The organism is Hyphomonas sp. UBA3601, assembly GCF_002375605.1.
Classification (GTDB): Bacteria; Pseudomonadota; Alphaproteobacteria; order Caulobacterales; family Hyphomonadaceae; genus Hyphomonas.
Genome location: NZ_DFME01000103.1, coordinates 32,290 through 33,329, shown reverse-complemented (window position 1 = coordinate 33,329; position 1,040 = coordinate 32,290). Strand labels below are relative to the sequence as shown.

Genomic DNA, 1,040 nt, shown 5'->3' with positions numbered 1-1,040 from the left:
CGAGGAACTCGGCATGATTTCGCGTGGCGAGAATGCTGAGATCACAACCTATCTGGAAAAGAGTCTGACATCCGAACTGTCTGGCAACGTCATCGATCTGTGCCCGGTTGGTGCGCTGACGTCCAAGCCATACGCGTTCAATGCGCGCCCATGGGAGCTGCGTAAAACATCCTCTATTGATGTGATGGACGCCATGGGCGCAGCGATCCGCGTGGACGCCAAGGGCGATGGTGTGATGCGTATCCTTCCTGAAGTGAGCGAAGGCATCAACGAGGAGTGGCTGTCGGACAAATCCCGTTTCATTTGGGATGGCCTAGCCCGCCAACGCCTCGACAAGCCTTACATTCGCGAGAACGGCAAACTGCGCCCGGCTAATTGGGGCGAGGCTTTTGCGGCCGTGAAAGAGGCGCTGTCGGCATCCCCTGAAAAAATCGGCGTTGTCGCCGGAGACTTGATCGAGGTTGAGCAGGCCAAGGCAGCGCTTGATTTTTTCCGAGGGCTCGGTGTGGAGAATACAGATTGTCGTCCCGCCGGGGCGCAATATGGCACAGATGGGGTGCGCGAACGTTATATCCTGAATGGCACACTGGCTGGCGTAGAGGATGCTGACGCCTTGCTGTTGATTGGTACGAATCCGCGCGTTGAAGCCGCTGTCTGGAATGCGCGCATCCGCAAGGCATGGCTTTGGGCTGACCTGAAAGTGGGTCGTATCGGCGAAGCAGCGGATCTGACATATGAGCATGCTTGGCTCGGTGATGGTGCATCAGCCCTCACAGATATTCGCAATTCGGACTTCGGCAAAGTGCTCTCCGATGCCGAGCGACCGATGATCGTCGTCGGTGAGGGCGCACTCTGCGGCGAAGATGGCGCGGCAGTTCTCGCAAAAGCGCTGGAACTGACAAACGAAATTGGTGCGATAAAGGACGGTTGGGCCGGATTTGGCGTTCTTCACAACGCGGCAGGCCGTGTTGGTGCGCTAGACATCGGGTTTGTGCCGGGCGAGGGCGGAGCTGCGACAGCAGAAATACTGTCCGGTGGTA

At 57.9% G+C, this 1,040-nt stretch carries 1 protein-coding gene; it reads left to right on the top strand.

The window, feature by feature from the left end; all coding sequences use genetic code 11:
• Nucleotides 1–13 precede the first annotated feature (13 nt).
• The coding region (locus tag B4F73_RS10320) for a molybdopterin-dependent oxidoreductase (protein WP_290483193.1) at nucleotides 14–1,040 on the top strand (1,027 nt) is incomplete at its 3' end.